This window comes from Enterobacter cloacae complex sp. CARB60, assembly GCF_036487345.1.
Classification (GTDB): Bacteria; Pseudomonadota; Gammaproteobacteria; order Enterobacterales; family Enterobacteriaceae; genus Enterobacter; species Enterobacter asburiae_D.
In genome coordinates this window covers 4,806,345-4,822,600 of record NZ_JAZKLC010000002.1, presented here as the reverse complement: position 1 = coordinate 4,822,600, position 16,256 = coordinate 4,806,345, and the positions used below count along the sequence as shown (strand labels likewise).

Sequence of the window (16,256 nt, the reverse complement as noted above, 5' to 3'; positions counted from 1 at the left end):
ATGTATGACGGGCGCAGTGTAAGTTTACGAAACGAGAGAAACCTTTTATTTTTTGACACATTCATTAAAAGGTGGCAAAGAATTAAAGAAATGAGAGATACAGTTCACTATCCGTTAAAGAATACACCAGACAAATATATTTATTACAATGATGCGTAACTAATTCTTTCTGATAGCGATATTACGATGTGATTTATTCAGAAGGGAAATAACAGGCACAAAAAAACCGCCCGAAGGCGGTTTTTCCTGGATGCTTATTTAGCGCCCGGGATGCTGAAACGCTTGTTGAAGCGGTCAACACGGCCACCGGTTGCAACATCACGCTGCTTACCAGTGTAGAACGGGTGGCATTTGCCGCACACGTCCAGGTTCAGATCGTGGCCCACGGTGGAGCGGATCTGGATAGAGTTACCGCAAGAACAGTTTGCAGTAATCATTTCGTATTTCGGGTGAATATCTTTTTTCATGGGAGAACCTCAGTTAAGGCCGCGTCGCTCTTCCAGCCCTAACGCCAGACACCACGCGATGTTGAATGTAATTTCTCTGGCGTAATATACACCAAAGGCGGCGAATCATACAGAATTTGACCAACGTATGCAAACTGATCCGCACGCCGCTTTCACTAATGTGTATACTAACGCGCCACTTTTCAAGTCAGGAAGATTCGATGCCCGTCGCTCACGTTGCCCTGCCCGTTCCGCTTCCCCGCACCTTTGACTACCTGCTGCCCGACAGCATGAGCGCCAAAGCGGGCTGTCGCGTGACCGTGCCGTTTGGCAAACAGCAGCGCGTGGGGATTGTTGTCTCCGTCAGCGATCAAAGCGAACTGCCGCTCAATGAACTGAAGTCGGTCGTTGAGGTGCTGGACAGCGAGCCCGTTTACTCCACCAGCACCTGGCGACTGCTGCTGTGGGCGGCAGATTATTATCATCACCCGATTGGCGACGTCCTGTTCCACGCCCTGCCAATTATGCTGCGTCAGGGCAAGAGCGCCAGCCACGCGCCGATGTGGTACTGGTTTGCCACCGAGCAGGGTCAGGCGGTCGATATTAACAGCCTAAAACGCTCGCAGAAACAGCAGCAGGCCCTGGCGGCGCTGCGTCAGGGGAAAATCTGGCGGCATCAGGTCGACGAGCTTGAGGTCAGCGAAACGGCGCTACAGGCATTAAGAAAGAAAGGGCTGAGCGAACTGGCAAGCGAAGCCCCTGCCCTTTACGACTGGCGCGAGAGTTTCTCCGTTTCAGGGGATCGCCTGCGTCTGAATACCGAGCAGGCCACCGCCGTGGGCGCGATTCATAGCGCTTCCGATCATTTCTCTGCCTGGCTGCTGGCAGGGGTGACGGGTTCCGGCAAAACGGAGGTCTATCTGAGCGTGCTGGAAAACGTGCTCGCTCAGGGCAAACAGGCGCTGGTGATGGTGCCGGAAATTGGCCTGACGCCGCAAACCATCGCCCGATTCCGCGAACGCTTTAACGCGCCGGTTGAGGTGCTGCACTCCGGCCTGAACGATAGCGAACGCCTCAGCGCCTGGCTGAAAGCCAAAAATGGCGAAGCGGCGATTGTGATCGGCACCCGCTCGTCGCTGTTTACGCCGTTTAAAAATCTCGGCGTCATCGTCATCGACGAAGAGCACGACAGCTCCTATAAGCAGCAGGAAGGCTGGCGCTACCACGCCCGGGACTTAGCGGTCTATCGCGCGCACAGCGAGCAAATACCTATAATTCTCGGCTCCGCCACGCCCGCACTCGAAACGCTGCACAACGTGCGCCAGCGGAAATACCACATGCTGCGCCTGACGCGTCGCGCGGGGAATGCCCGTCCGGCCATTCAGCACGTGCTGGATCTCAAAGGTCAGCAGGTTCAGGCAGGGCTTGCGCCTGCCTTAATTACCCGAATGCGCCAGCATTTGCAGGCGGGCAATCAGGTGATCCTGTTCCTTAACCGACGCGGTTTCGCGCCCGCGCTGCTGTGCCACGACTGCGGCTGGATTGCCGAGTGCCCGCGCTGCGACCACTACTACACCTTCCACCAGGCCCAGCGGCATTTGCGCTGCCACCACTGCGACAGCCAGCGCCCGGTGCCGCGCCAGTGCCCGTCATGTGGTTCCACGCATATCGTGCCGGTGGGTCTGGGAACGGAACAGCTGGAACAGGCGCTTGGCCCTTTCTTCCCGGACGTGCCTATTTCGCGTATCGACCGGGACACCACCAGCCGCAAAGGCGCACTGGAACAGCAGCTGGCGGAAGTGCATCGCGGCGGCGCGCGTATCCTGATTGGCACCCAGATGCTGGCCAAAGGTCACCACTTCCCGGACGTGACGCTGGTCGCCCTGCTGGACGTGGACGGCGCGCTGTTCTCGGCAGATTTCCGCTCAGCCGAGCGCTTCGCCCAGCTTTATACCCAGGTGGCAGGGCGTGCCGGTCGCGCCGGTAAACAGGGTGAAGTGGTGTTGCAAACGCACCATCCGGAGCACCCGCTGCTGCAAACCCTCCTGCATAAAGGCTATGACGCCTTTGCCGAGCAGGCGCTGGCCGAACGCCAGACCATGCAGCTGCCGCCGTGGACCAGCCACGTCATCATCCGCGCGGAAGATCACAACAACCAGCAGGCGCCGCTTTTCCTGCAGCAGCTGAGAAACCTCCTGCAGGCCAGCCCGCTGGTGGATAATCAGCTGTGGATTTTGGGCCCGGTGCCGGCACTCGCCCCAAAACGCGGCGGACGTTTCCGCTGGCAAATTTTACTCCAGCACCCCTCGCGTATTCGTCTTCAGCACATCGTCAGCGGCGCGCTGGTACTGATTAATACCCTGCCGGAAGCGCGAAAAGTGAAGTGGGTACTGGACGTCGATCCCATCGAAGGCTGAAGACGGATCGAAAAATTTAACGCTCCTCACACTTTTTATGAAAATTCTGTAACCGATTCCATTAACTATCTGTAAAAATGGTGATGTCAGAAGTTCGGTGTTCAGGCGAGGAGAAGACGTTGAAGTCCAGGAAAGAGGTTGCACCGGCGACCATGAAAGACGTTGCCCAGAAAGCACAAGTCTCTACGGCAACGGTATCCCGCGCATTAATGAACCCGGATAAAGTCTCCCAGGCGACCCGTAACCGGGTGGAGCAGGCTGCGCTTGAAGTGGGCTATTTCCCACAGGCGATGGGGCGTAACGTTAAACGCAATGAGTCGCGCACCATTCTGGTGATTGTGCCGGACATCTGTGACCCCTTCTTCAGCGAGATTATCCGCGGCATTGAAGTCACCGCAGCGGAACAGGGTTACCTGGTGCTGATTGGCGACTGTGCTCACCAGAATCAGCAGGAAAAAACCTTCATCGATCTCATTATCACCAAGCAGATCGACGGGATGCTGCTGCTTGGCTCGCGCCTGCCGTTTGATGCCAGCATTGAAGAGCAGCGTAATTTACCGCCGATGGTGATGGCCAACGAGTTTGCGCCAGAGCTGGAGCTGCCGACGGTCCACATTGATAACCTCACCGCCGCGTTCAACGCCGTAAACTATCTCCAGGAGCTGGGGCATAAGCGCATTGGCTGTATTGCCGGGCCGGAAGAGATGCCGCTGTGTCACTATCGCTTGCAGGGCTACGTTCAGGCGCTGCGCCGTACCGGCGTCACCGTCGATCCGCACTACATTGCGCGCGGTGATTTTACCTTCGCCGCGGGTGGACAAGCGCTGGAGAAACTTCTGGACCTGCCTGAACCGCCAACCGCCGTATTTTGTCACAGCGACGTAATGGCGCTGGGCGCATTATCGTACGCTAAACGCCGCGGCCTGCGGATACCGAAAGATTTATCGATCGTCGGATTCGATAATATTTCGCTTTCAGAATTTTGCGATCCGCCGCTCTCAACGGTCGCTCAGCCGCGCTATCAAATCGGCCGCGAAGCGATGCTGCTTCTGCTGGATCAGCTTCACGGTCAAACAGTTAGCAGCGGCTCGCGGTTGCTGGACTGCGAACTGATTGTTCGCGGCACGACCCAGGCATTGACTTAAAGTAAACGTCTTTCGGATACCCTTATCTGGTCAAAGCCCCGCCGCTTAAGTAACATGGCGGACTGACGAACGAATAAATACAGCGAAACGATAGTGGCACAACGAGATTATGTACGTCGCGGCCAGCCGGCACCTTCGCGACGCAAAAAGAGTAGCTCAAGGAAAAAGCAACGTAACCTGCCTGCTGTATCGCCAGCAATGGTCGCTATTGCTGCGGCTGTAGTCGTCGCCTTTATTGGTGGCCTGTACTTTATCACGCACCATAAAAAAGAAGAGTCTGAGGCGCTTCAGGCCAGTAAAGTTGCCGGAAATGGCCTTCCTCCTAAGCCTGAAGAGCGCTGGCGCTATATCAAAGAGCTGGAAAGCCGTCAGCCTGGGGTGCGTGCGCCAACCGAACCTTCTGCGGGTGGTGAAGTGCAGAATGCGAATCAGCTGACGGATGAACAGCGTCAGCTGCTGGCACAAATGCAGGCCGATATGCGCCAGCAGCCTACGCAGCTGAACGAAGTGCCGTGGAATGAGCAGACCCCGGCGCAGCGCCAGCAAACGCTGCAGCGACGTCAGGCGCAACAGCAGATTCAGCAACAGCAACAACAGCAGCAGCAATGGGCGCAAACCCAGCCGGTGCAGCAGCCGAAAGCACAGCCGCGGGTAACGGAACAGCCATACCAGCAGCAGACGCGTACGGTGCAGTCTCAGCCTGTGCAACAGCCGCCGAAAACGCAGCCACAGAAACAGGCGGCTCAGCCGTATCAGGATCTGCTCCAGACGCCAGCGCATACCACCGCGCAGCAGCCGAAAACGCAGCAGGCCGCGCCGGTCACCAAAGAGACCGAAGCGCCGAAGCAGACGGCGGAGAAAAAAGATGAACGCCGCTGGATGGTACAGTGCGGTTCGTTCAAAGGTGCCGAGCAGGCGGAAACGGTACGTGCTCAGCTGGCCTTTGAAGGGTTTGATTCGCGTATTACCACCAATAACGGCTGGAATCGCGTGGTGATTGGTCCGGTCAAAGGCAAAGAAAATGCCGATGGCACCATTTCACGTTTGAAAGTGGCCGGCCACACAAACTGCATTCGACTCGCCTCCGGGGGTTGAAACCCCCAAAATCCCCCCCATCTATCATTTAATTCAGCCCTGAGCACAGGCTCAGGGCTTCTGTTTCCCGATTCTGTAACCAGGGGGTCTGCTCGTGACAACAATAGTAAGTGTACGCCGTAACGGCCATGTGGTAATCGCCGGTGATGGCCAGGCCACGCTGGGTAATACCGTCATGAAAGGCAACGTGAAGAAAGTGCGCCGCCTCTACAACGACAAAGTGATCGCCGGTTTTGCAGGCGGCACGGCGGATGCCTTTACGCTGTTCGAACTGTTTGAACGCAAACTGGAAATGCACCAGGGTCATCTGGTGAAAGCTGCCGTTGAGCTGGCGAAAGACTGGCGTACCGACCGCATGCTGCGCAAGCTCGAAGCGCTGCTGGCGGTAGCCGATGAAACCGCCTCGCTGATCATCACCGGTAACGGTGACGTGATTCAGCCGGAAAATGACCTGATTGCCATCGGCTCTGGCGGCCCTTATGCCCAGGCTGCAGCCCGCGCGCTGTTGGAAAATACCGACATGAACGCGCGTGATATCGCGGTGAAGGCGTTGGATATTGCAGGCGATATCTGCATTTATACCAACCACAACCACACCATCGAAGAATTGACCTCCAAAGCGTAAGGATCTCCCATGTCTGAAATGACCCCACGCGAAATTGTCAGCGAACTGAACAAACACATTATCGGCCAGGATAACGCCAAGCGCTCCGTGGCTATCGCTCTGCGTAATCGCTGGCGTCGTATGCAGCTTGACGAAGAGCTGCGCCACGAAGTGACGCCGAAAAACATTCTGATGATCGGCCCGACCGGCGTCGGTAAAACCGAAATCGCCCGTCGTCTGGCGAAGCTGGCTAACGCACCGTTCATCAAAGTTGAAGCCACCAAGTTCACCGAAGTGGGCTATGTGGGTAAAGAAGTGGACTCCATCATCCGCGATCTGACCGACTCGGCGATCAAGATGGTGCGCGTCCAGGCAATCGAGAAAAACCGCTACCGTGCGGAAGAGATGGCGGAAGAGCGCATTCTCGACGTGCTGATCCCACCGGCAAAAAACAACTGGGGCCAGGCAGAACAGCAGGCGGAACCGTCCGCCGCGCGCCAGGCATTCCGCAAGAAGCTGCGTGAAGGCCAGCTGGACGACAAAGAGATTGAGATCGATCTCGCTGCCGCGCCAATGGGTGTGGAAATCATGGCACCTCCGGGCATGGAAGAGATGACCAGCCAGCTGCAGTCCATGTTCCAGAACCTGGGCGGCCAGAAGCAGAAAGCGCGTAAGCTGAAAATTAAAGACGCGATGAAGCTGCTGATTGAAGAAGAAGCGGCGAAGCTGGTAAACCCGGAAGAGCTGAAGCAGGATGCTATCGACGCGGTTGAGCAGCACGGCATCGTGTTTATCGACGAAATCGACAAAATTTGTAAGCGCGGCGGCAACAGCTCCGGCCCGGACGTGTCCCGCGAAGGCGTTCAGCGCGACCTGCTGCCGCTGGTTGAAGGCTGCACCGTCTCCACCAAGCACGGCATGGTGAAAACGGACCACATCCTGTTTATCGCTTCCGGTGCGTTCCAGGTTGCCAGCCCGTCGGATCTGATCCCTGAGCTGCAGGGCCGTCTGCCTATCCGCGTTGAGCTGCAGGCGCTGACCACCGAAGATTTCGAACGTATCCTGACCGAGCCTAACGCCTCTGCTACCGTACAGTACAAAGCGCTGATGGCGACCGAAGGCGTGAACCTCGAGTTCACCGAAGACGGTATCAAACGTATTGCCCAGGCCGCATGGCAGGTCAACGAAACCACCGAGAACATCGGTGCGCGTCGCCTGCATACCGTGCTGGAACGCCTGGTAGAAGATATCTCTTACGACGCGAGCGACCTTAACGGTCAAACCGTTATCATTGACGCAGAATATGTGAGTAAACATCTGGATGCGTTAGTGGCAGATGAAGATCTGAGCCGTTTTATCCTATAATCGCGGTTACTGGATTCTCATCACGTTTAATGGGGGCTAATGCCCCCATTTTTATTGGCTAAATACTTATGACTGACATCAGCCGTACGCAGGCGTGGCTCGAAAGTCTGCGCCCTAAAACACTTCCTCTGGCCTTTGCCGCGATTATCGTCGGCACCGCCCTTGCCTGGTGGCAGGGTTATTTTGATCCGCTGGTCGCCGCGCTGGCATTGATTACCGCTGGCCTGCTGCAAATTCTCTCCAATCTCGCTAACGACTACGGCGACGCGGTAAAAGGCAGCGACAAGCCGGACCGCATAGGGCCACTGCGCGGAATGCAGAAAGGGGTGATTACCCAGGCGCAGATGAAACGCGCGCTGATTATCACCGTAGTGCTGATCTGCGTATCCGGCCTGGCGCTGGTGACGGTGGCGTCTAAGACCACCAGCGATTTTATTGGCTTCCTGGTGCTGGGTTTATTGGCCATTATCGCGGCCATCACCTACACCGTCGGCACGCGTCCTTACGGTTATATTGGGCTCGGTGATATCTCCGTACTGGTATTTTTCGGCTGGCTGAGCGTGATGGGCAGTTGGTACTTACAGGCGCATACGGTCATCCCTGCCCTGTTCCTGCCCGCAACCGCCTGCGGCCTGCTGGCGACGGCGGTGCTCAACATCAACAACCTGCGCGACATCGACAGCGATCGCGAGAACGGCAAAAATACCCTGGCGGTTCGTCTGGGGCCGGTCAATGCCCGCCGCTATCATGCCTGCCTGCTCATTGGCGCGCTGGTTTGTCTGGCGCTGTTTAACCTGATTTCCTTGCAGAGCCTGTGGGGCTGGCTGTTTGTGCTTGCCGCGCCGCTGCTGATTAAGCAGGCCCGCTTTGTGATGCGTGAACTCAGCCCGTCCGCCATGCCGCCAATGCTGGAGCGCACGGTAAAAGGCGCGCTGCTGACTAACCTGTTGTTCGTCATCGGGATTGTTTTAAGCCAGACGCTGCGTTAGCTGACAAATATCAATTAACAATTGATGATTTTGCCAACAACGCATTTCGCACGATATACTGAACACATTCGCAGCAACTGAGCGTTAAACCTATGAAATACGATACCTCCGAGCTTTGTGACATCTACCAGGAAGATGTCAACGTCGTTGAACCGCTGTTCTCCAACTTTGGTGGGAGGTCGTCGTTTGGCGGTCAAATCGTCACGGTGAAATGTTTCGAGGACAACGGGTTGCTGTACGATCTGCTCGAACAGAATGGCCGCGGTCGCGTACTTGTGGTCGACGGCGGCGGTTCCGTGCGCCGTGCATTAATTGATGCTGAACTGGCCGGCATTGCCGTCCAGAATGAGTGGGAAGGCCTTGTGGTGTACGGTTCCGTGCGTCAGGTGGACGATCTGGAAGACCTGGATATCGGGATTCAGGCCATCGCGGCCATACCGGTAGGGGCGGCAGGTGACGGCATCGGCGAAAGCGACGTGCGCGTCAATTTCGGCGGCGTGACCTTCTTCTCCGGGGACCATCTTTACGCTGATAACACCGGTATTATCCTTTCCGAGGATGCGCTGGATATCGAGTAGTAAAACCGTAAGCGTGAACCATAAAAAAAACCGCCAACAGCAATGTGGCGGTTTTTTTGTCCCTCAGGATTCGCGGTCCGTTGGGAAGTTTTGCAGACTAACACCAAGGAGCTTGATCATACTCTCGTCCAAACCTTGGGCAACCCCTCAGAACCTTTATAAAATCCTAATTGTCTATGAATACCTTAACTCCACGGTTGATGCTCATTATGATGCAGCGTCCCTTTCCGCCATCTCGCAAATGGGCATCGGTCCAGGGAAAGGTCTATTCACTACCGTAAAGCAGGCTAACACCAGGGCTTGTGTCCACCGACTTATCACCGGTGGTGAACGGTGGAGCGGTTAGCTGCAGGGACCGCATAATGAAACGCTATTTATGTATCGCGTTCATTGTCGCCAGCGTACTCGTTGTAAAGAGTGATGAACCGAATGTGTTGATTGCTCTTACTATGACAGCGCAGGACAAGTAGCGTTAAGGCCGCCTCTGGCGGCCTTTTTTATGGTTATCGCCGACTGACATCAAACCATAAAAAAAGCCGGGTGGCGGCTTCGCCTTACCCGGCCTACTCAGTAATCCCAATCGGAATTAGACCTCTTCCATACGTCCCAGCAGCGCCTGCAGGCGATCCTGCCAGCCGTTCTGCTGTTCGCGCAGCTGGTTGTTTTCGCGCTCCAGTTCTTCGCGGCCGTGCTGAGCGTTCTGAACTTCCTGCGCCAGGCTGTTGTTCTTCTCTTTCAGCTCTTCAATTTCCATCTGCAGCAGGGTGATGGTGTCAATCGCCTGCTGTACTTTCGATTCCAGTTTCTCAAACACTTCTAAAGACATGATGCTACCTCTCCTGAATTGCAAGGCGACGCTTTAACATAAACGCGCACGACATATACCGTCGATTGTATGGAGCGCGGCGCTCTGTGTCCAGCGACACACCGCGCAGATCGCGGTTTGCAACACTTTTAGGTCTGGTCCTGGTGCGTTCGCGTCATATACCCCTAAATTGTTAACTGATTCGTTAATGAAATGATTCAGCTCACATTCCTGTACTGATGCAAAAATGTGCTTTATGGCGCGAAAACGCTCATTTTATTGACACAGACCACACATTTTGATTTCGATATTTCTCGTTTTTGCTCGTTAACGATAAATTAACACTATGTCTACAGGACATCGTGGCTGTCACGGGCGGTCATGCTAACAATAAACATCAATTTCTTCAGGATTCCGATTATGAGTCAGACATCAACCTTAAAAGGCCAGTGCATTGCCGAGTTCCTTGGTACCGGGTTGTTGATATTCTTCGGAGTGGGCTGTGTCGCTGCACTGAAAGTGGCGGGTGCCAGTTTTGGTCAGTGGGAAATCAGTATCATCTGGGGTCTGGGCGTGGCGATGGCCATCTACCTGACCGCAGGGGTTTCTGGTGCACATCTTAACCCGGCGGTGACAATCGCACTGTGGCTGTTCGCGTGCTTCGACGGACGCAAAGTTGTACCTTTCATTTTTTCTCAGTTTGCCGGCGCGTTTTGCGCAGCGGCGTTAGTTTACGGGCTTTATTACAATCTTTTCATCGACTTCGAACAGACGCATCATATGGTACGCGGCAGCGTCGAAAGTCTGGATCTGGCGGGCATCTTCTCAACCTACCCTAACCCGCATATCAATTTTGTGCAGGCGTTCGCAGTTGAAATGGTGATTACCGCTATTCTGATGGGCGTTATCCTGGCGCTGACCGACGACGGAAACGGCATTCCGCGCGGCCCGCTGGCACCTCTGCTGATTGGTTTGCTGATTGCGGTGATTGGCGCATCCATGGGTCCGCTGACCGGATTCGCGATGAACCCGGCACGTGATATCGGACCAAAAGCGTTCGCCTTTATCGCAGGCTGGGGCGACGTCGCCTTCACCGGCGGCAAAGACATTCCTTACTTCCTGGTACCGCTGTTTGCGCCGGTTGTCGGGGCTGCGCTGGGTGCGTTTAGCTATCGAAAATTAATTGGTCGCCACTTACCGTGCGACACCTGTGTGGAAGAGGAGAAGGAAACGACTTCTACCGCACAACAAAAAGCTTCGCTGTAATCTGACTACGGGACACATACCATGACCGAAAAAAAATATATCGTTGCGCTCGACCAGGGCACTACCAGCTCCCGCGCTGTCGTAATGGATCATGACGCGAACATCGTCAGCGTGTCACAGCGCGAATTTGAGCAAATTTATCCTCGTCCAGGCTGGGTAGAACACGACCCGATGGAGATTTGGGCATCGCAAAGCTCCACGCTGGTCGAAGTGCTGGCGAAAGCCGATATCAGTTCCGACGAGATTGCCGCGATTGGTATTACCAACCAGCGTGAAACCACCGTTGTCTGGGAGCGCGAAACCGGTAAGCCTATTTACAACGCCATCGTCTGGCAGTGCCGCCGCACCGCAGAGATTTGCGAAAAGCTGAAGCGCGAGGGCATGGAAGATTACATCCGTAGCGCAACAGGCCTGGTGATTGACCCGTATTTCTCCGGTACCAAAGTGAAATGGATCCTCGACCACGTGGAAGGTTCACGCGAGCGTGCTAAACGCGGCGAGCTGCTGTTCGGCACCGTCGATACCTGGCTTATCTGGAAAATGACCCAGGGACGCGTTCACGTCACCGACTACACCAACGCCTCGCGTACCATGCTGTTCAACATCAACACCCTGGAGTGGGATGACAAGATGCTGGACGCGCTGGACATTCCGCGCGCGATGCTGCCTGAAGTGCGTAAGTCTTCTGAAGTGTACGGTCAGACCAACATCGGCGGTAAAGGCGGCACCCGTATTCCTATCGCCGGTATCGCCGGTGACCAGCAGGCGGCGCTGTTCGGCCAGCTGTGCGTCAAGGAAGGGATGGCGAAGAACACCTACGGCACCGGCTGCTTTATGCTGATGAACACCGGCGAGAAAGCGGTGAAATCAGAAAACGGCCTGCTGACCACCATCGCGTGTGGACCACGCGGCGAAGTGAACTATGCGCTGGAAGGTGCGGTGTTCATGGCGGGCGCATCCATTCAGTGGCTGCGCGACGAGATGAAGCTGATCAGCGATGCGTTCGATTCCGAGTACTTCGCGACCAAAGTGAAAGACACCAACGGCGTGTACGTGGTGCCTGCGTTCACCGGTCTGGGCGCGCCGTACTGGGATCCGTATGCACGCGGCGCGATTTTCGGCCTGACGCGCGGTGTGAACTCTAACCACATCATTCGCGCCACCCTGGAATCCATCGCCTACCAGACGCGCGACGTGCTGGAAGCGATGCAGGCTGACTCCGGCATTCGCCTGCACGCCCTGCGCGTGGACGGCGGCGCGGTAGCGAATAACTTCCTGATGCAGTTCCAGTCCGACATTCTGGGCACCCGCGTTGAGCGCCCTGAAGTGCGTGAAGTGACGGCGCTGGGCGCGGCGTACCTTGCCGGTCTGGCGGTCGGCTTCTGGCAGAACCTGGACGAGCTGCAGGAAAAAGCGGTTATCGAACGCGAATTCCGCCCAGGCATCGAAACCACCGAGCGTAACTTCCGCTACAGCGGCTGGAAAAAAGCGGTGAAACGCGCCCTGGCGTGGGAAGAGCACGAAGAGTAATGGTCCTGAATCCCCTCTCCCCTGGGGAGAGGGTGTTTTAAGTCCCCTCGCCCCTTTGGGGAGAGGGTTAGGGTGAGGGGAGTACAGACCGCACCTTACCCACTCTGTGATAAACTTCGTGCAATTCCTTTTGATTGCACGAGTACCTCATGAAACGTGAACTTGCTATCGAGTTTTCCCGCGTCACCGAAGCAGCCGCCCTCGCAGGCTATAAATGGCTGGGTCGTGGCGACAAAAATACCGCAGACGGCGCAGCCGTCCATGCCATGCGCATTGTGCTTAACCAGGTCAACATCGACGGCACCATCGTGATCGGCGAAGGCGAGATCGACGAAGCGCCGATGCTCTACATCGGTGAAAAAGTCGGTACCGGCAAAGGCGATGCCGTGGATATCGCGGTTGATCCGATCGAAGGCACCCGCATGACGGCGATGGGCCAGGCGAACGCCCTGGCAGTGCTGGCGGTGGGCGATAAAGGCTGCTTCCTCAATGCGCCGGATATGTACATGGAAAAGCTGATTGTCGGCCCTGGCGCGAAAGGCGCAATCGACCTTAGCCTGCCGCTGGAAGAGAACCTGCACAACATCGCCAAAGCCCTGGGCAAACCCCTTAGCGAACTTACCGTGACTATTCTGGCAAAACCGCGCCACGACGCCACCATCGCACAGATGCAAAAGCTCGGCGTGCGCGTGTTTGCTATTCCGGACGGTGACGTTGCCGCCTCGATCCTGACCTGTATGCCGGACAGCGAAGTAGACGTACTGTACGGCATCGGCGGCGCGCCGGAAGGTGTGGTCTCAGCGGCAGTGATCCGCGCGCTGGATGGCGATATGCAGGCCCGTCTGCTGCCCCGCCATGAGGTGAAAGGCGACAGCGAAGAGAACCGCCGTATAGGCGAAGACGAGCTGGCACGCTGCGAAGCGATGGGCATCGAGGCCAATAAAGTGCTGGCTCTGGACGAGATGGCGCGCAGCGACAACGTTATATTCTCCGCCACCGGCATCACCAAAGGCGATCTGCTGGACGGCATTACCCGCAAGGGCAACATGGCGACCACTGAAACGCTGCTGATCCGCGGTAAATCACGCACCATTCGCCGCATCCAGTCTATCCACTATCTCGACCGCAAAGACCCGGACGTACAGACGCATATTCTGTAAAACCGTTTGATCGATAGAGCTTTCCGGCCCTAACGGGCTGGAAATTGTCACCACAAGTACGGAAGATAGAACAGAGAAACAGCACAGGAGAAGATCATGGCGGACTGGGTAACAGGTAAAGTCACAAAGGTACAGTTCTGGACCGATGCGCTATTTAGTCTCACCGTACATGCTCCCGTTCACCCGTTTAAAGCCGGGCAATTTGCGAAGCTGGGGCTAGATGTCGACGGCGAGCGCGTGCAGCGCGCCTACTCTTACGTTAACGCGCCTGATAACCCGGATCTCGAGTTCTATCTGGTCACCGTTCCTGACGGTAAGCTCAGCCCGCGCCTTGCCGCCCTAAAGCCCGGCGACGAGGTGCAAATTGTGAGTGAAGCGGCAGGCTTCTTTGTGCTCGAAGAGATCCCTGACTGTGACACGCTCTGGATGCTGGCAACCGGTACGGCCATCGGCCCTTATCTCTCTATTTTGCAATACGGCAAAGATCTGGAGCGCTTTAAAAACATCGTGCTGGTGCACGCTGCGCGCTACGCCGCAGACCTGAGCTATTTGCCGCAGATGCAGGCGCTTGAACAGCAGTACGGCGGGAAGTTAAAGATTCAGACGGTGGTCAGCCGCGAAACAGTAGCAGGAGCGCTTACCGGTCGCGTGCCGGCGTTAATTGAGAGTGGAGCCCTGGAAGACGCGGTGGGTTTGCCGCTGAACGCTGAAACCAGCCACGTCATGCTGTGTGGCAACCCGCAGATGGTACGTGACACGCAGCAGCTTCTGAAGGATACCCGGCAGATGACGAAACATCTTCGCCGCCGACCGGGCCATATGACCGCCGAACACTACTGGTGATCAGCGGTATTTCACCTCAACGGTGTCTTTACCGTATTTGTTTTCGCTCTGGGTGCCAATAAACGCGCCCAGATCGACAATCATCATCACGAAGATGACCGACGGCAGCAGCCTGCCCACGACCCACGGCAGGATGGACGGAAGCATCGCCCAGTTTCCCGCCACCAGCATCCACGCCAGAATAATCAGAAATGCCCACGCGCCGGAACGTCCGCGATCGTGCAGGCGCTTTACGACAACCGCCGCCGTTGGCCATAGCAGGCAGACCAGCGCAAAGGCCGCCGTTTGCGTGCTCAGCCATGCATTGTAAGCAACGAAAAACAGAAGCAGCATGGCGACAATCCACGTCACCATCCAGATCCAGAAATCACGGCGTCCAATACGCCCTTTGAACGAAAACAGCCACTGCTGTATGGTCATGTAAGGTTCCTTATTATCGTATAGCGTGCATTTTACCCTGGAGTTGTGACCTTTTGACAAGCCGACCAGATATCGTTTTAATCATGAGCACTTACGGCCAGGGGCAATGTTGATGAAAAGTTCGGCACGTTCTCTCTTCCTGTGTTTAGCGCTGCTCAGCGTGGGTTATCCCCTGCACGCCGCCGAAACCACTGCCCCGACCACAGCACCGTATCTGCTGGCGGGCGCGCCGTCGTTCGATCAGTCCATCAGCCAGTTCCGTGAAACCTTCAATCAGACCAACCCCACGCTGCCGCTGGATGAGTTTCGCGCCATTGATGGCTCCCGCGACACGCCTACCCTGACCCGCGCGGCAAGCAAGATTAACGAGAATTTGTATGCCTCCACGGCGCTGGAGCGCGGTACGTTAAAAATCAAAAGTATGCAAATCACCTGGCTACCGATACAGGGGCCAGAGCAGAAAGCCGCTAAGGCGAAAGCACTGGAGTACATGAGCGCGGTACTGCAGGCCTTTACCCCTGCGCTGACGAAAAAGCAAAGCCAGCAAAAGCTGCAAAAACTCCTTACCGCCGGTAAAAATAAGCGTTACTACGCCGATACCGAAGGCGCGATCCGCTATGTTGTGGCGGACAACGGCGAAAAAGGACTGACCTTCGCTGTTGAACCGATTAAGCTGGCACTATCTGACACTCTCGGCGGGGCGAATTAATGACAAAAAGCAAAGCCTTTCGAGGGAAAATCTCTATACTGATTCACAGACCATGCTGCCCGACAGGGTGGCCATATTCCTTAATTCGCTTATTTAGCGTGGAGAATTGAAATGCGACATCCTTTAGTGATGGGTAACTGGAAACTGAACGGCAGCCGCCACATGGTAAACGAGCTGGTTGCGAACCTGCGTAAAGAGCTGGCTGGCGTGACGGGCTGCGCGGTTGCTATCGCTCCGCCGGATATGTACCTGGATCTGGCTAAACACGCCGCTGACGGCAGCCACATCATTCTGGGCGCGCAGAACGTTGACGTTAACCTGTCTGGCGCGTTCACCGGTGAAACCTCCGCTGAAATGCTGAAAGATATCGGCGCGAAATACATCATCATCGGCCACTCCGAGCGTCGCACCTATCACAAAGAATCCGATGAGTTCATCGCGAAGAAATTCGCCGTGCTGAAAGAGCAGGGTCTGATCCCGGTTCTGTGCATCGGTGAAACCGAAGCGGAAAACGAAGCGGGTAAAACCGAAGAAGTGTGCGCACGTCAGATCGACGCCGTGCTGAAAACCCAGGGCGCGGCAGCGTTCGAAGGCGCGGTTATCGCATACGAGCCAGTCTGGGCGATCGGTACCGGCAAATCTGCAACCCCTGCGCAGGCTCAGGCGGTTCACAAATTCATTCGTGACCACATTGCTAAAGCCGACGCGAAGGTCGCTGAGCAAGTGATTATTCAGTACGGCGGTTCCGTAAACGCTTCCAACGCTGCTGAGCTGTTCACCCAGCCAGACATCGATGGCGCGCTGGTTGGCGGTGCATCCCTGAAAGCTGACGCTTTCGCGGTGATCGTTAAAGCGGCAGAAGCGGCTAAACAGGCGTAATTGCC

At 56.0% G+C, this 16,256-nt stretch carries 16 protein-coding genes; 13 read left to right on the top strand and 3 right to left on the bottom strand.

Features of this window, described 5'->3' with window-relative positions:
• Positions 1 to 254: 254 nt before the first annotated feature.
• Positions 255 to 467 (bottom strand): 50S ribosomal protein L31, encoded by a 213-nt coding sequence (gene rpmE, locus V4835_RS24200; RefSeq protein WP_003862040.1) that lies wholly within the window; start codon positions 465 to 467, stop codon positions 255 to 257.
• 200 nt (positions 468 to 667) lie between these two features.
• On the opposite strand from rpmE, the gene priA reads away from it, so the two are divergent.
• The 7 genes from priA (at position 668) to rraA (ending at position 8,639) form a co-directional block, all read left to right on the top strand.
• Positions 668 to 2,863 (top strand): primosomal protein N', encoded by a 2,196-nt coding sequence (priA, locus tag V4835_RS24195; protein WP_331414050.1) that lies wholly within the window; start codon positions 668 to 670, stop codon positions 2,861 to 2,863.
• A gap of 119 nt (positions 2,864 to 2,982) precedes the next feature.
• The gene (cytR, locus tag V4835_RS24190) at positions 2,983 to 4,008 is read left to right on the top strand and encodes a DNA-binding transcriptional regulator CytR (protein WP_063144386.1); all 1,026 of its coding nucleotides are present in this window, start codon (positions 2,983 to 2,985) and stop codon (positions 4,006 to 4,008) included.
• 93 nt (positions 4,009 to 4,101) lie between these two features.
• Complete coding sequence (gene ftsN, locus V4835_RS24185; protein ID WP_331414049.1) at positions 4,102 to 5,103, top strand: cell division protein FtsN; 1,002 nt, start codon at positions 4,102 to 4,104, stop codon at positions 5,101 to 5,103.
• A gap of 94 nt (positions 5,104 to 5,197) precedes the next feature.
• Positions 5,198 to 5,728, top strand: a complete 531-nt coding sequence (hslV, locus tag V4835_RS24180) for an ATP-dependent protease subunit HslV (RefSeq protein WP_008501802.1) — start codon at positions 5,198 to 5,200, stop codon at positions 5,726 to 5,728.
• 9 nt (positions 5,729 to 5,737) lie between these two features.
• Complete coding sequence (gene hslU, locus V4835_RS24175) at positions 5,738 to 7,072, top strand: HslU--HslV peptidase ATPase subunit (protein ID WP_047646960.1); 1,335 nt, start codon at positions 5,738 to 5,740, stop codon at positions 7,070 to 7,072.
• Positions 7,073 to 7,140: 68 nt separating this feature from the next.
• The gene (gene menA, locus V4835_RS24170) at positions 7,141 to 8,061 is read left to right on the top strand and encodes a 1,4-dihydroxy-2-naphthoate polyprenyltransferase (protein WP_033146936.1); all 921 of its coding nucleotides are present in this window, start codon (positions 7,141 to 7,143) and stop codon (positions 8,059 to 8,061) included.
• Positions 8,062 to 8,153: 92 nt separating this feature from the next.
• Positions 8,154 to 8,639 (top strand): ribonuclease E activity regulator RraA, encoded by a 486-nt coding sequence (gene rraA, locus V4835_RS24165; RefSeq protein ID WP_032662736.1) that lies wholly within the window; start codon positions 8,154 to 8,156, stop codon positions 8,637 to 8,639.
• A gap of 586 nt (positions 8,640 to 9,225) precedes the next feature.
• Here rraA and zapB read toward each other — a convergent pair.
• Positions 9,226 to 9,465, bottom strand: a complete 240-nt coding sequence (gene zapB, locus V4835_RS24160; protein ID WP_010436935.1) for a septal ring assembly protein ZapB — start codon at positions 9,463 to 9,465, stop codon at positions 9,226 to 9,228.
• A 399-nt stretch (positions 9,466 to 9,864) separates the two neighbouring features.
• Between zapB and V4835_RS24155 the strand changes: the two genes are divergently transcribed.
• From V4835_RS24155 to fpr, 4 genes are all read left to right on the top strand, one after another.
• Positions 9,865 to 10,710 (top strand): MIP/aquaporin family protein, encoded by an 846-nt coding sequence (locus V4835_RS24155; protein ID WP_063144384.1) that lies wholly within the window; start codon positions 9,865 to 9,867, stop codon positions 10,708 to 10,710.
• A 21-nt stretch (positions 10,711 to 10,731) separates the two neighbouring features.
• Positions 10,732 to 12,240 (top strand): glycerol kinase GlpK, encoded by a 1,509-nt coding sequence (gene glpK / locus V4835_RS24150; RefSeq protein WP_063144383.1) that lies wholly within the window; start codon positions 10,732 to 10,734, stop codon positions 12,238 to 12,240.
• Positions 12,241 to 12,389: 149 nt separating this feature from the next.
• Positions 12,390 to 13,400 (top strand): class II fructose-bisphosphatase, encoded by a 1,011-nt coding sequence (gene glpX, locus V4835_RS24145; RefSeq protein WP_331414046.1) that lies wholly within the window; start codon positions 12,390 to 12,392, stop codon positions 13,398 to 13,400.
• Between the two features lie 96 nt (positions 13,401 to 13,496).
• Complete coding sequence (gene fpr, locus V4835_RS24140) at positions 13,497 to 14,243, top strand: ferredoxin--NADP(+) reductase (protein WP_029739198.1); 747 nt, start codon at positions 13,497 to 13,499, stop codon at positions 14,241 to 14,243.
• On the opposite strand, the gene V4835_RS24135 is transcribed toward fpr, so the two are convergent.
• Complete coding sequence (locus tag V4835_RS24135) at positions 14,244 to 14,663, bottom strand: DUF805 domain-containing protein (RefSeq protein ID WP_023333860.1); 420 nt, start codon at positions 14,661 to 14,663, stop codon at positions 14,244 to 14,246.
• 112 nt (positions 14,664 to 14,775) lie between these two features.
• Here V4835_RS24135 and V4835_RS24130 point away from each other — a divergent pair, with 112 nt between their 5' ends.
• Positions 14,776 to 15,372: a DUF1454 family protein gene (locus V4835_RS24130; protein WP_063144379.1), complete on the top strand. Its 597-nt coding sequence runs from the start codon at positions 14,776 to 14,778 to the stop codon at positions 15,370 to 15,372.
• A gap of 111 nt (positions 15,373 to 15,483) precedes the next feature.
• A complete protein-coding gene (tpiA, locus tag V4835_RS24125) occupies positions 15,484 to 16,251 on the top strand; it encodes a triose-phosphate isomerase (RefSeq protein WP_014172206.1) in 768 nt (255 codons plus the stop codon).
• Positions 16,252 to 16,256 lie beyond the last annotated feature (5 nt).

What these genes read in the sequence shown, in the direction of transcription:
- zapB (WP_010436935.1), bottom strand. Translation starts at nt 9,465, where the DNA reads ATGTCTTTAGAAGTGTTTGAGAAACTGGAATCGAAAGTACAGCAGGCG.
- menA (WP_033146936.1), top strand. Translation starts at nt 7,141, where the DNA reads ATGACTGACATCAGCCGTACGCAGGCGTGGCTCGAAAGTCTGCGCCCT.
- rraA (WP_032662736.1), top strand. Translation starts at nt 8,154, where the DNA reads ATGAAATACGATACCTCCGAGCTTTGTGACATCTACCAGGAAGATGTC.
- rpmE (WP_003862040.1), bottom strand. Translation starts at nt 467, where the DNA reads ATGAAAAAAGATATTCACCCGAAATACGAAATGATTACTGCAAACTGT.
- V4835_RS24130 (WP_063144379.1), top strand. Translation starts at nt 14,776, where the DNA reads ATGAAAAGTTCGGCACGTTCTCTCTTCCTGTGTTTAGCGCTGCTCAGC.
- V4835_RS24155 (WP_063144384.1), top strand. Translation starts at nt 9,865, where the DNA reads ATGAGTCAGACATCAACCTTAAAAGGCCAGTGCATTGCCGAGTTCCTT.
- glpK (WP_063144383.1), top strand. Translation starts at nt 10,732, where the DNA reads ATGACCGAAAAAAAATATATCGTTGCGCTCGACCAGGGCACTACCAGC.
- priA (WP_331414050.1), top strand. Translation starts at nt 668, where the DNA reads ATGCCCGTCGCTCACGTTGCCCTGCCCGTTCCGCTTCCCCGCACCTTT.
- tpiA (WP_014172206.1), top strand. Translation starts at nt 15,484, where the DNA reads ATGCGACATCCTTTAGTGATGGGTAACTGGAAACTGAACGGCAGCCGC.
- glpX (WP_331414046.1), top strand. Translation starts at nt 12,390, where the DNA reads ATGAAACGTGAACTTGCTATCGAGTTTTCCCGCGTCACCGAAGCAGCC.
- fpr (WP_029739198.1), top strand. Translation starts at nt 13,497, where the DNA reads ATGGCGGACTGGGTAACAGGTAAAGTCACAAAGGTACAGTTCTGGACC.
- hslU (WP_047646960.1), top strand. Translation starts at nt 5,738, where the DNA reads ATGTCTGAAATGACCCCACGCGAAATTGTCAGCGAACTGAACAAACAC.
- V4835_RS24135 (WP_023333860.1), bottom strand. Translation starts at nt 14,663, where the DNA reads ATGACCATACAGCAGTGGCTGTTTTCGTTCAAAGGGCGTATTGGACGC.